The organism is Sphingobium sp. 3R8, from assembly GCF_020166615.1.
GTDB lineage: Bacteria > Pseudomonadota > Alphaproteobacteria > Sphingomonadales > Sphingomonadaceae > Sphingobium > Sphingobium bisphenolicum.
In genome coordinates, this window is sequence record NZ_JAIQXR010000024.1 from 60,653 (window position 1) to 73,478 (window position 12,826).

Genomic DNA, 12,826 nt, shown 5'->3' on the forward strand with positions numbered 1-12,826 from the left:
TCCTGCCTTCAATCCTCGACGGTTTCGGCCACGGCCTCGGTCTGGCGCGCACGCCAGGCGTCCAGCCGGTCGGCCAGCACATCGTCGGTCGTTGCCAGGATAGATGCCGCGAGCAGTCCCGCATTGATTGCGCCGGGCTTGCCGATCGCCAGCGTGGCGACGGGGATGCCGCCGGGCATCTGGACGATGGACAGCAGCGAATCCATGCCCTTCAGCGCCTTGGATTCGACCGGCACGCCCAGCACCGGCAGGCGGGTCATCGACGCGGTCATGCCGGGCAGATGCGCCGCCCCGCCAGCCCCGGCGATGATGACCTTCAAGCCGCGGCCCACCGCGCCGGTGGCATAGTCATAGAGGCGCTGCGGGGTGCGGTGGGCCGACACCACCTTGCATTCGTGCGGCACGCCCAGCGCTTCGAGCGTTTCGGCGGCATGGCGCATCGTGTCCCAATCGGACCGCGACCCCATGATGATGCCGACCGTGACTGCCCCGCTCATATGCTGCTTCCCCTGGGACGAGCGACGCGACAGGTCGCCCGGAAAGCAAAGCCCCTTAGCGGTCGGGCCGCCAAGGGGCAATATAACTGTCAGTTAATTTCCGTTCGCGGTCAGGACGGCGGCACTCTTACCGCTCCGACAGATAATAACGCTCGATCGCGCGCAGATCGTCCGCCAGTTCATAGACGATCGGCTGACCGGTCGGGATTTCCAGATGGGTGATCTCGTCGTCGGGAATGTTCGACAGATGCTTCACCAGCGCGCGCAGCGAATTGCCATGCGCCGAAATCAGCACGCGCTTGCCGGCCTTCAGGTCGGGCGCGATCGTCGCCTCCCAATAGGGCAGGACGCGCGCGATCGTGTCCTTCAGGCTCTCGGTCGACGGGATGGCGATACCGTCATAGCGGCGGTCGGCCGACAGGTCGAATGCGCTGCCCGCTTCCAGCACCGGCGGCGGAATGTCGAAGCTGCGACGCCAGATCTTGACCTGATCGTCGCCATGCTTGGCGGCCGTTTCCGCCTTGTTCAGGCCGGTCAGCCCGCCATAATGGCGCTCGTTCAGCCGCCAGTCCTTTTCGACCGGCAACCACAGCCGCCCCATTTCCTCCAGCGCCAGATTGAGCGTCTTGATCGCGCGGGTCTGGAAACTGGTATAGCATTGGTCGAAGTCCAGCCCCTTTTCCGCCATCAGGCGACCGGCGGCGCGCGCTTCTTCGGCGCCCTTCTCGGTCACGTCCACGTCCCACCAGCCGGTGAAGCGGTTTTCCAGGTTCCATGACGACTGGCCATGGCGGATGAGGACGAGAGTGGGCATTGGGCGCGTCTCCTGCACGATAACGGCGAATGATGGCTCCCCATAACGCGCTAAATCGCGCGCGCAAGCTTGTCGCCCGATCCACTCCCCCCACATTGCAGTCGGCGCGTCCATCGGATAGCCAGACAGGGTCAACGGAAGGAAGCAGCAACTTGGCATTTGTGAAGGGCGCCTGGCGCATATTGGTCGCGATCAAGGACGGCCTCGTCCTGCTCTTCCTGCTGCTCTTCTTCGGCGCGCTCTACGCCGCCCTCTCCTACTCGCCAAAGCCGGGCAAGACCGTGTCGTCGGGCGCACTGCTGCTCGATCTGGACGGCAGCATCGTGGAACAGCCGGCGCAAGTGGGCGCGATGGCGCTGTTGTCCGGCTCCGGGCCCGACAGCGAAGAATATCGGCTGTCCGACATCGTCGCCGCGCTCGACGCCGCGAAGACCGATGCCAAGGTCAAGGCCGTGGTCCTGAACCTCGACGGCTTCATGGGCGGCGGCCAGGTCGCGATGGCCCGCGTGGGCAAGGCGCTCGACGCCGTGCGCGCCGCGAAAAAGCCGGTCCTGGCCTATGCCACCCTCTATAGCGACGACGGCTATCAGATCGCCGCCCATGCCAGCGAAGTGTGGAGCGACCCGCTGGGCGGCGTCGCGATCATGGGCCGGGGCGGCTCGAACCTCTACTATAAGGGGTTGATCGACAAGCTGGGCGTCAACACCCACGTCTATCGCGTCGGCACCTATAAGAGCTTCGTCGAACCCTTCACCCGCACCGAACAGTCGCCCGAAGCCAAACAGGCCAACCAGGCGCTCGCCGGCGCCCTGTGGCGAAGCTGGCAGGACGACGTGACCAGGGCGCGGCCCCGCGCGAAGATAGCTGCCTACGCCGCCAACCCGCTCGCCGCGGCGCAGGCGGTCGGGGGCGACATGGGCAAGGCGGCGCTTGCAAACGGGCTGGTCGACAAGCTTGGCGACGAAGCCGCCTTTGGCGACCGTGTCGCCCAGATCGCCGGCGACGCCGCCAGCGACAAGGCCGGCAGCTTCGCCACCATCGACCTTGCATCCTATGTGAAGGCCCGCAAGCCCGCCAATGACGGCCAGATCGGCGTGCTGACGATCGCGGGCGACATTGTCGATGGCGAAGCCGGCCCCGGCACCGCGGCGGGCGACACCGTCTCCGACCTGCTGCTGACCGCGCTCGATGAAAAGGATTTGAAGGCGCTGGTCGTCCGCGTCGATTCCCCTGGCGGATCGGTCATGGCGTCGGAGAAAATCCGCGGCGCGATCCTGAAAGCCAAGTCCGCCGGACTGCCGGTGGTCGTCTCCATGGCCAATGTCGCGGCCAGCGGCGGTTACTGGGTATCGACTCCGGCCGATGTCATCTTCGCCGAGCCGGACACGATCACCGGCTCCATCGGCGTGTTCGGCATCATCCCCAGCTTCGAAGGCACGCTGGCGAAGATGGGCGTCACCACCGACGGCGTGCGCACCACGCCGCTCTCCGGCCAGCCCGACGTCACCGGCGGCACCACGCCGCAATTCGACCAGATCATGCAGTTGGGCGTCGAGGACATTTATCGCCGCTTCGTCGGCCTCGTCGCGCAATCGCGCCGCAAAAGCCCGCAGGCGATCGACGCCATCGCGCAGGGCCGCGTCTGGGACGGCGGCACCGCGCGCCAGATCGGCCTGGTGGATCGCTTCGGCGGCCTCGAAGACGCCATCGCCGAAGCCGCGCGCCGCGCGAAGCTCGACCCCGCCAAGGCGAAACCCTATTATATCGAGAAGCAGCCCGACAGCTTCGCCGCCTTCGTCCAGTCGATCGCCGACCGTGAAAAGGGTGACGCCAGCGCACCCCGCGACATGCTTGCGCGACAGGCCTGGCTGCAACGCGGCTGGGCGATGCAGGCGGTATCGGACGTCAAGGCGCTGGTGATCGGCGCAGGCGTGCGCGCCGACTGTCTGGAATGCCGTGGCTATGGTGCGCCCAGGCAGCGCAATGCCGCGGAAGACCGTGGCGTCCTGGCGATGCTCGCGGGCCTGTGGCGCTAAGCTGAAAACAGATGCGCTTCTGCCGCCTGCGAGTGCCAAATTGACTATGCGATTTTACTTTGCATCCTCCCTGGCCGTCTGCTTGACAGCGTGCAGCGCAACCGAAGCACCACCAATCGAGCAGCTGGAAATCTGGGCACCCGGCCTGGAAGTCGCCATCGATGGCCACGGCAATGGGCGGTTCAAACAATATTCCAAAGGCACCGAGGGCCGCTTCACGCTCTCAGCGGCACAATTTGCAGAACTTCGAAAAAGGACCGAGCCCTTCCGCCTCTCCCGCGACGCCATTTCAAGCGAAAGAATATCTGCGTTCATTGCCGCAGGCCAGCGTTGCGATGGTGATTATGTCACCGATAACGGCGGCATTTCCTTCCATTGGTCAGGACGGTCCATGAACCAGTTCTACGCTGTAGACTATGGCTGCGAACGCGTGAGATATGCGACCAGAAATGGAGAGTTACGCGCTATTCTAGCCTCTCTGCCCGTCCCTAAGTCAGACGCCCTGCCTTGATGGAGAGAAATCTACCCGAACCGCCCTACGCCTCATCCCCCCGATATACCGGCAGCCCCAGCCCACGCCAGATCGCCACGGCCCGCAGCCCGAACCCCAGCAGCGCCGCCACCACCCCCGCGACCGGCACGTCCAGACCGACCCAGCGCAGCGCCACGAACAGACCCGACGCGAACGCCGCCGCCGTCACATACAATTCCGGCCGCAACAGGATGGACGGCTCCCCCGCCAGCAGATCGCGCATGATGCCGCCGACGCAGCCCGTCACCACTCCCATCATCCCCGCAACGATGGGCGGCACGCCGAAGCTCATCGCCTTGGCCGCACCGAACACGGCAAAGGCCGCCAGCCCGATCGCATCGAGCCAGTCCAGCGCCCGCTCGCTCCAGAATTTGCGCGGGGTGAACCACACCAGCAACGCCGCGCCCATGCAGGCGATCGCCGGCACCGCATCGACCACCCAGAAGACCGGCGCGCCGATCAGCAGGTCGCGCACCGTGCCGCCACCCACCCCCGTCACCAGCGCGAAGAAGGCGAAGGTCACCAACGTCTGCCTGAGCCGCGCCGCCGCCAGCGCGCCGGACGCGGCAAAGACGAAAGTGCCGACGATACTCAATGTTTCGAGCACCGGGCCAATGGAGGTAGCGAGCGAAGGGGTGGGTGGGAGCATGAATCTATCTAACCATAACCGTTCGCGCTGAGTAGGGACTGAGCGACGTCGAAGACCCGTATCGACTTCGCGCAATGCCTGCCCTGAGCGCCTGCGTTGGCCGGCCGTCGAAACGACTACTCAGAAAGAAGGGCGGAGGATTGCGCCAACTCGCTCCCCTATTTCCGCCCCTTCTCCCCGGCGAGCCGGCTCATCAATATCGCCGCGCGCTTCGCCTGCCGCTTCATCGTCGACAGGTCGGCCTTTTCCGCCGGACTATGGTCGCCGCTCGACGCCAGGCCCAACCCCACCAGCCCGTCCGTATCGGCCGCGACGAAGCTGATGTCTCCCGCCCCGCGCTTCAACGGATCGAGCGCCGCCATTTCCGGCAGGCCAAGGTCGCGATTGATGCCGTTCAGCTTGCCCAGCAACGCCCTGTTGCCCGCGGTCGGCGCCATCGACGGATAGCCCAGGTCGAAGGCGATGCTGGCCGATGTGCCGGTCAGATGCCCCGCATCGACGATCGCCTGCATCTGCGCCTGCACCCGTTTCGTCTGTTCTTCGCTCAGCGTACGGAAGTCACCCTTCGCCACCGCGACCGGCGGGATGATGTTGGTCTTGCCGGTCACGGCGATGCGCACGCCGTCCTTGTCGACCTCCGCGCTCTGCCCGCCGCCGACCAGCCCGACATTGAAGGTCAGGTTGGGTTCGGGCACTTCCTTGCGAAAAGCGACGATGATCCGCGCCAGTTCGTAAATCGCCCCGTCGCCCGCGCTGGGCGAGAAGATGCCCGAACTATGGCCCGACTTGCCTGTCGCGGTCAGCGTCCAGCTATTGGAGGACCGGCGGGCGATCGAGCCCATATCCTTGCCATCCTGCTGGCTCAGCCCCTCGAAATCGAGCGCGACATCGGCGCGCTTGCCCGCCGCGATCAGGTCCGCCCGCGCGATGGACACGGGATCGCCCGCATCCTCCTCGTCGCCGGTCAGCACCACCTCTATGTTGGCGTTTTTCAACGTGCCGGCCGCCTGCATCGCCTTGAGCGCCAGCAGCATCGTCACGACCCCGCCCTTGTCGTCGGCAACGCCCGGCCCCGCCGCCCAATCGCCGTCCCGCTTGAAGGTCTGGAAGGGCGAATCCGGCTCGAACACGGTATCCAGATGCCCGATCAGCAGCATCTTCGTGCCGCCTGCCTTGCCCTTGTGCACCGCGATCAGATGCCCCGCCCGCTTGGCCGCATCCATCGGCTTCCACGTCACGGTAAAGCCCAGCGCCTCATATTCGGGGCGCAGCATGTCGGCCACGGCCTTCACGCCGGCGAAATTCATCGACCCGCTATTCTGGTTGACCAGCTTTTCCAGCAGGCCGATGGCCGGCTCATAGCCCGAATCGACCGTGACGCCGATCGTCCGCTCCGCCGGGCTGAGCGCCGCATGGGCGACGGGCGCGCCGCCCAATAACAGCGCGCCCATGACCAGGCCCCGGATCACTTGGCCAGTTCCGCCTCGATCGCGGCCACCAGCGCCGGGTCGTTGGGCGCCGTCGTGGGGTCGAAACGCGCCGCGACGCTGCCATCCTTGGCGATCAGGAACTTCTCGAAATTCCATAGCACTTCCGGCACCGGATTGGGGGTCATGCCATAGCCTTTCAGCTTTTCGCGGAAGGCGTCGCCTTCGCCCTGCGCTTCGGGCTGCGCGCTGGTCAGCGCGGCGTAGAGCGGATGCTTGTCCGGTCCGGTGACGACGATCTTCTCGAACATCGGGAAATCGACGCCGAAATTGGTGGTGCAGAAGGTCGCGATCTCGTCATTGCTGCCCGGTTCCTGCGCGCCGAAATCATTGGCGGGAAAGCCTGCGACGACCAGTCCCTTGTCCTTGTAATCGGCGTAAAGCTTCTCCAGCCCCTCATATTGCGGGGTCAGGCCGCATTTGGACGCGACATTGACCGCCAGCACCACCTTCCCCGCATAATCGGCCAGGCTCGTATCGGCGCCCTTGATGGTCTTGAGCGCAATCTGCTGAATGTCGGTCATATATCGTCTCCTTGTATAAATTGCCGCTAACCTGCCACTATATCGCCGCGCCGAACAGATGCCCCGCGCCCGCCGTCACCGCCATCGCCAGCGCGCCCCAGAAGAGCGTGCGTCCCATCGAGCGGCCCACCTGCGCGCCGCCGAGCCGCGCGCCGACATAGCCCAGCAGTGCAAGACACAGCATGCACAGGCTGACGATCGCGATGATTGCGCTTCCTGTCGGCACCATCGCCGCTACGATTACCGGTGGCGCCGCCCCTGCGGCAAAGCTCATCGCTGATGCCAGCGCCGCCTGAACCGGCCGGGCGGTCGCCAGATCGGAAATACCCAGTTCGTCGCGCGCATGGGCGCCCAGCGCATCGGCCGCCATCAACTGCTGCGCCACCTGCCCCGCCAGATCAGGCGTCAGGCCGCGATCGACGTAGATATCGCGCAACTCCACCCATTCTGCGTGCGGCTGGGTGGCCAGGGCTTTCTTTTCCTTGGCCAGATCGGCGCGCTCGGTATCGGATTGCGCGCTGACGGACACATATTCGCCTGCCGCCATCGACATCGCGCCTGCCACCAGCGCCGCGATCCCCGTCAGCAATATCGCCTGCCCGTCCGCTCCCGACGCGGCGATGCCGGTCATCAGGCTGGCGGTGGACACGATCCCGTCATTGGCTCCCAGCACCGTCGCGCGCAGCCAGCCGACGCGGTTCACATAATGAACGGCATGGTGCGGCTGGTCGTTTCTGGTGTCGGTCTGCGCATCCATCGATCGGCCCTTCATGCTGCCCCTATGCCGGCATTCATGCCCCCTGAGCCTGTCGAAAGGAAGGCGGGAAACCCTATCCCGCCAGCCCTTCCGCCTTTTCCGCCAGTTCCAGCCAGCGCATCTCGGCCGCATCCTTTTCTGCCCGCGCCGTCTCGATCGCGGCCGTCAAGGTGTCGAATCGCTTGCGATCCCGTGCGTAGAGCGCCGGATCGGCCAGCGCCTCCTCATGCCCGGCGATCGCTGCTTCCAACTGTTCGATCGTCTTGGGCAGCAATTCCAGATCGCGCTGGTCCTTGTAGGTCAGCTTGGCCGATACCGGCTTGGGCGGCGGCGGCGCGGCCACCGCCTTCTTCTCGACCCTGGCCGCCTTGCGCGGGTCGCGCTTGGCGATCCAGTCGGCATAGCCGCCGACGATCACATCCACGACCCCGGTGCCGTCCAGCCCCAAAGTCACCGTCACCGTGCGATCCAGGAAATCGCGGTCATGGCTGACGATCAGCACCGTGCCGTCATAATCCGCGATCACTTCCTGCAACAGGTCGAGCGTTTCGAGGTCCAGATCGTTGGTCGGCTCGTCCAGCACGAGCAGGTTCGATTCGCGGGCAAATTCCCGCGCGAACAGCAGGCGCGACCGCTCGCCGCCCGATAATGTCGCGACCTTCGCCTCCGCCAGCGAGGGATCGAACAGAAAGTCCTTCAGATAGCCATGGATATGCTTGCGCACTCCCCGCACGTCGATCCAGTCGCCGCCTTCGGCCAGCACGTCGCGCACCCTCTTGTCGCCCTGCATCAGGCTGCGCTGCTGGTCGATGAAGATCATGTCCAGCGTCTTGGCCAGCGTCACGCTGCCGCTGTCGGGCGCCAGTTCGCCGGTCAGCAGCTTCAGCAGCGTCGACTTGCCCGCGCCATTGCCGCCGACGATGCCGATCCGGTCGCCCCGCTGCACCCGGATCGACAGGTCGTCGATGATCGTGCGTTCCCCGAACCGCTTGGTGACATGCTCGACCTTGATGACGCTCTTGGTCTTGCTGTCGTCGCTCGCCACCGCGATCTTGGCGGTCCCCTGCGGCCCGTTCATCGCCGCCCGCGTCGCCCGCATTTCCCACAGCTTGGCCAGCCGCCCCTGGTTGCGCTTGCGCCGCGCCGTGACGCCGCGTTCCAGCCAGTGCGCCTCGATCTTCAGCTTCGCGTCCAGCTTTTCCGCTGCCCGCGCCTCTTCGGCATAGACCGCTTCCATCCACTGTTCGAACCCGCCAAAGCCGATCTCGTTGCGGCGCATCTGGCCCCGGTCCAGCCACAAGGTCTGGCGCGTCAGCCGTGTCAGGAAGGCGCGGTCATGGCTGATGACGATGAACGCACCACTGTAGCGCGCCATCCAGTTTTCGATCCAGTCGATCGCGGCGATATCCAGATGGTTGGTCGGTTCGTCCAGCAGCAGCAGGTCCGGCTCGCTCGCCAGGGCGCGAGCGATGGCGGCGCGGCGGCGCTCGCCCCCGCTCGCGGTCTTCGCTTCCCGGCTGAGGTCGATGCCCAACTGGTCGGCGATCGCCTCCACCTCATGCGCGGGCGGCGCAAATTCGCCTGACAGCGCGAAATCATGCAACGTCTTGAACGGCGTGACGTCCGGGTCCTGCTCCAGCGTGATGACCCGCGCCCCCGGCTGCACCGACCGCACGCCCTCGTCCGCCTCGATCTGCCCGCCCAGCAATTTGAGCAAGGTCGTCTTGCCCACGCCATTGCGGCCGATCAGGGCCAATCGGTCCTTCGCGCCCACAGCGATATTGAGGCCGCGGAACAGCCAGTGGGAGCCTTGCGAAAGGCCAAGATTTTCGAACGAGAGAATAGGAGCTGCCATTTGCACGCAGCTAGGGGTTCATATCGTCGGGGGCAAGTGCGGAACCGGAAAGCTGTCGGACGGCTTTCAACGTGCGACAGCGTCCATTCATCGCACCCCGGCCAAATAGGGGCGCATAATCGCAGAGGAGAATAGTCCATGAAATCCGCTCTCGCCCTGATGGCGCTCGGCGTCGCCGCCCTTCCGATCGCGGCCGTTGCCCAGACCAGCGTCACCATCGCCGAGACGGCGCCGGTCGTGACGTTGAACGTCACCGAAAGCGTCGAGGCCGCGCCCGATGTCGCGACCGTCGGCACCGGCGTCCAGACCCGCGCCCAGACCGCGCAAGCCGCCATGCAGGACAACGCCATCAGGACCGAAAAGCTGATCGCCGCGCTGGCCAAGGCCGGCATCGCCAAGAAGGACATCCAGACCAGCGGCATCAATCTGTCTGCCCAATATGACTATAGTAACCGCGAAGGCCAGCCCGAAGGCCCGCGTTTCATCGGCTATGAGGCGTCGAACCAGCTGACGGTGAAGCTGCGCGACATCAAGAAGGTCGGCGCGTCGTTGGACGCCATGGTCGCGGCCGGGGCGACGAACATCAGCGGCCCCAGCTTCGCGATCGACGATCCTTCGCCGCTGATCCAGCAGGCCCGCGGCGCTGCGCTCAAGAGCGCCAAGACGCAGGCCGATTTCTACGCGCAGGCCGCTGGCTTCCGCACCGCACGCCTCATCTCGATCAGCGAAAGCAACAGCGGCGGCCAGCCGCCCATGCCGATGATGCAGAGCGCCCGGTTCAAGGCGGACGCGGCCCCGACCACCCCGGTCGAACCGGGCCAGGTCAGCGCCTCTGTCACGCTCACGGTCCAGTACGCGCTGGACAAGTAATTAACGGCACTGCCCCTTAAATGTCATTCCCGCGAAGGCGGGAATCCATCCCCTGACTTCGTACAGAAGGCCATTGCTGGAGATGGATCCCCGCCTTCGCGGGGATGACGAAAAGGAAGGAGCCGTTATTTCCCGCCATTCACCACCTGTTCAATGCCTGTCGCCTATGCCATGCCCATGAATATGAAGTGGAACAGCCTGCCCCGCTCTCTGACCGCTGTGGTCGCCGCCGCGCTTGCCCTCGGCGTCGCCATTCCGGCCGCCGATGCGGGCAATCGCCGCGACGAACAGGACGCAGCACGCCGGGCCATGCTTGACGGGCAGGTCATGCCCTTCGCCATGATCAAGCGCCGGGTCGACGCCACCATGGGCGGCGCTTCCTATGTCGGCAGCGAATTCAACCCCGCCTCCAACCGTTACCGCCTGAAATATGTGAAGGACGGTAAGGTCATGTGGGTTGATGCGGATGGCCGGACGGGCGATATCATCGGCATGGCGCGCTGACCGCCGCGCCGCGTCAACGTCACTCAATAACAGAAACGGACTAGCCCCATGCGCCTGCTGATCGTCGAGGATGAACCGAATCTGGGCCAGCAGCTCAGGAATACGCTGGAAGGCGCGGGCTATGCCGTCGACCTCGCCACCGATGGCGAGGATGGCCATTTCCTGGGCGCAACCGAAAGCTATGACGCGGTCGTGCTCGACCTCGGCCTCCCGACCATCGACGGCCTCACCGTGCTGGACCGCTGGCGCAAGGAAGGCCGCGCCTTCCCGGTGCTGGTGCTGACCGCGCGGGATAGCTGGTCGGACAAGGTCGCAGGGCTGGACGCGGGCGCGGACGATTATCTCGCCAAGCCCTTCCAGAGCGAGGAACTGATCGCCCGGCTGCGCGCGCTCATCCGCCGCGCATCGGGCAATGCGTCGAGCGAACTGACCGCCGGCGACGTTCGCCTCGACACCCGGTCGGGCAAGGTGACGCTGGGCGGCGACCCGGTGAAGCTCACCGCGCAGGAATATAAGCTGCTCAGCTACCTGCTGCATCACAAGGGCAAGGTGGTCAGCCGCACCGAATTGATCGAGCATATCTACGATCAGGATTTCGACCGCGATTCCAACACGATCGAAGTGTTCGTGACGCGCATCCGCAAGAAGCTGGGCGCCGACGTCATCACCACCATCCGTGGCCTCGGCTACAGCTTGGACGAGCCGGGGCGCTGATCGAATTGATAGTGCCACCCATTCGCCCTGAGCGAAGTCGAAGGGTCACGCCGAACGCAGTGAGGCGCCTTCGCTCCGCTCTGGCATGGGCATGGGTATGGGCTTCGACTTCGCTCAGCCCGAACGGATATGGGTGAGCTAAAATCCTCATGACCGATCCCGCATCCCCTCCCCCCGTCCGCTCCACCGGCTCCATCAGCCGGCGGATGATCGGCATCGCCGCGCTGTGGATCAGCGTGCTGCTGATCGGCGGGGGCGTCGCACTGGACCGGGTGCTCAGCGACGCGATCACGCGCAATTTCGATGACGGCATGAATTATGTCCTGACCGCGATGATCGCCGCGTCGGAAATCGGCCCGGACGGCGAAGTGCTGTTCAACCGCGAACTGGCCGACCAGCGCTTCCTCGAACCCAATAGCGGCCTCTATTACCAGATCAGCGCCAAGGGGCATGAGGACTGGCGCTCGCGCTCGCTCTGGGACCGCGCGCTCAAAGTGCCGGCGGAACATCATGACCGCCACCTCCACACCTATGACAGCAAGCAATTTCCCGGCGAGGATCTGCGCGTCATGGAACGCACCGTGGTCCTGCCCGGCTCCGATACGCGCTGGCTCTTCATGGTCGGCCAGGCGCGCGAAGGGCTGGACGCGCAGATCAGGACGCTGCGCACGACCCTGTTCAACAGCTTCGCGCTGCTGGCGCTCGGCCTGTTCATGCTGGCGACGCTCCAGACCATCTATGGCCTGCGTCCGCTGCGCAAGGTGCGGCTGGAGATCATCCGGATGCGCGACGGCCACAAGAGCCGCGTCACCGAACCCATGCCCGCCGAAGTGCTGCCCATGGTCGAGGAACTGAACGCCCTGCTCGCCCATAATGAGCGACAGGCGGAAGAAGCGCGCACCCATGCCGGCAATCTCGCCCATGCGCTCAAGACGCCGCTCACCGTCATCATGAACGCCGCGACGGCCAGGGCCCCGGATCTGGGCGACGCCGTCATCCGCGAGGCGACGACGATGCGGCGGCAGGTCGACCATCATCTCGCCCGCGCCCGCGCCGTCGGCCGGCGCGGAGCAGCCCAGAGCCGCGCGGACGTCTGGCCCAGCCTCACCGCCGTCGAGCGCGCGGTGCAGCGCCTCTATCCCGACGCCCGCGTCGACATGGACGGCGACAAGGACGCCGCGGTCCGGGTCGAGCGCCAGGATCTCGACGAAATGCTCGGCAACCTCATCGAAAACGCCGCCAAATATGGCGGCGGCAGCGTCTTCGCCACCGTGGTCGCGCGCGCCGGCGGCATGGTGGAGATATTGGTCGAGGATGACGGCATGGGCATCCCCGAAACCGAACGCGTCCGCATCTTCGACCGCGGCGTCCGCCTCGATTCCGGCAAGCCCGGCACCGGCCTCGGCCTCGCCATCGTCCGCGACGTCGCGGAAATCTACGGCGGCACCGTCGCGCTGGAGGAAAGCGAGGATCTGGGCGGACTGCTGGTGCGGCTGCGGCTGCCAGCGGCGTGATTGAGCATGCGTAACGACGTCTAAAGGCGAGCTTTTATAGCTCCTCCGTTACATGAAGGGGATTGTCTTGGAG

The 12,826-nt window shown here is 65.5% G+C and carries 13 protein-coding genes; 6 read left to right on the forward strand and 7 right to left on the reverse strand.

Annotation, left to right across the window (positions count from 1 at the left end; translation table 11 throughout):
• Nucleotides 1–8 precede the first annotated feature (8 nt).
• Together purE and gpmA are read right to left on the reverse strand one after the other, a co-directional pair.
• The gene (gene purE / locus K9B33_RS19445) at nt 9–497 is read right to left on the reverse strand and encodes a 5-(carboxyamino)imidazole ribonucleotide mutase (RefSeq protein WP_224550736.1); all 489 of its coding nucleotides are present in this window, start codon (nt 495–497) and stop codon (nt 9–11) included.
• Nucleotides 498–624: 127 nt separating this feature from the next.
• Nucleotides 625–1,311: a 2,3-diphosphoglycerate-dependent phosphoglycerate mutase gene (gpmA, locus tag K9B33_RS19450; protein ID WP_224550737.1), complete on the reverse strand. Its 687-nt coding sequence runs from the start codon at nt 1,309–1,311 to the stop codon at nt 625–627.
• Between the two features lie 152 nt (nt 1,312–1,463).
• Between gpmA and sppA the strand changes: the two genes are divergently transcribed.
• Entirely contained in the window at nt 1,464–3,347 is a 1,884-nt protein-coding gene (gene sppA, locus K9B33_RS19455) for a signal peptide peptidase SppA (protein WP_224550738.1), read from the forward strand.
• Between the two features lie 82 nt (nt 3,348–3,429).
• Nucleotides 3,430–3,858: a hypothetical protein gene (locus K9B33_RS19460; RefSeq protein ID WP_224550739.1), complete on the forward strand. Its 429-nt coding sequence runs from the start codon at nt 3,430–3,432 to the stop codon at nt 3,856–3,858.
• Nucleotides 3,859–3,883: 25 nt separating this feature from the next.
• Here the strand turns inward: K9B33_RS19460 and K9B33_RS19465 are convergent, their stop codons facing one another.
• The 5 genes from K9B33_RS19465 to K9B33_RS19485 form a co-directional block, all read right to left on the reverse strand.
• Nucleotides 3,884–4,528, reverse strand: a complete 645-nt coding sequence (locus K9B33_RS19465; RefSeq protein WP_224550740.1) for a trimeric intracellular cation channel family protein — start codon at nt 4,526–4,528, stop codon at nt 3,884–3,886.
• Nucleotides 4,529–4,686: 158 nt separating this feature from the next.
• Nucleotides 4,687–5,979 (reverse strand): M20/M25/M40 family metallo-hydrolase, encoded by a 1,293-nt coding sequence (locus K9B33_RS19470; RefSeq protein ID WP_224550756.1) that lies wholly within the window; start codon nt 5,977–5,979, stop codon nt 4,687–4,689.
• A 14-nt stretch (nt 5,980–5,993) separates the two neighbouring features.
• On the reverse strand, nt 5,994–6,539 hold the full coding sequence (locus tag K9B33_RS19475) for a glutathione peroxidase (protein WP_224550741.1): 546 nt from the start codon (nt 6,537–6,539) through the stop codon (nt 5,994–5,996).
• Nucleotides 6,540–6,576: 37 nt separating this feature from the next.
• Complete coding sequence (locus K9B33_RS19480) at nt 6,577–7,311, reverse strand: VIT family protein (protein ID WP_224550742.1); 735 nt, start codon at nt 7,309–7,311, stop codon at nt 6,577–6,579.
• A 58-nt stretch (nt 7,312–7,369) separates the two neighbouring features.
• Nucleotides 7,370–9,151, reverse strand: a complete 1,782-nt coding sequence (locus tag K9B33_RS19485; RefSeq protein ID WP_224550743.1) for an ABC-F family ATP-binding cassette domain-containing protein — start codon at nt 9,149–9,151, stop codon at nt 7,370–7,372.
• A 138-nt stretch (nt 9,152–9,289) separates the two neighbouring features.
• On the opposite strand from K9B33_RS19485, the gene K9B33_RS19490 reads away from it, so the two are divergent.
• From K9B33_RS19490 to K9B33_RS19505, 4 genes are all read left to right on the forward strand, one after another.
• Entirely contained in the window at nt 9,290–10,021 is a 732-nt protein-coding gene (locus K9B33_RS19490) for an SIMPL domain-containing protein (RefSeq protein ID WP_224550744.1), read from the forward strand.
• Nucleotides 10,022–10,174: 153 nt separating this feature from the next.
• Nucleotides 10,175–10,525, forward strand: coding sequence for a hypothetical protein (locus K9B33_RS19495; protein ID WP_224550745.1), 351 nt, complete (start codon nt 10,175–10,177; stop codon nt 10,523–10,525).
• Nucleotides 10,526–10,573: 48 nt separating this feature from the next.
• On the forward strand, nt 10,574–11,239 hold the full coding sequence (locus tag K9B33_RS19500; protein WP_224550746.1) for a response regulator transcription factor: 666 nt from the start codon (nt 10,574–10,576) through the stop codon (nt 11,237–11,239).
• Between the two features lie 206 nt (nt 11,240–11,445).
• Nucleotides 11,446–12,753 (forward strand): sensor histidine kinase, encoded by a 1,308-nt coding sequence (locus tag K9B33_RS19505; RefSeq protein ID WP_224550757.1) that lies wholly within the window; start codon nt 11,446–11,448, stop codon nt 12,751–12,753.
• Nucleotides 12,754–12,826: the final 73 nt, after the last annotated feature.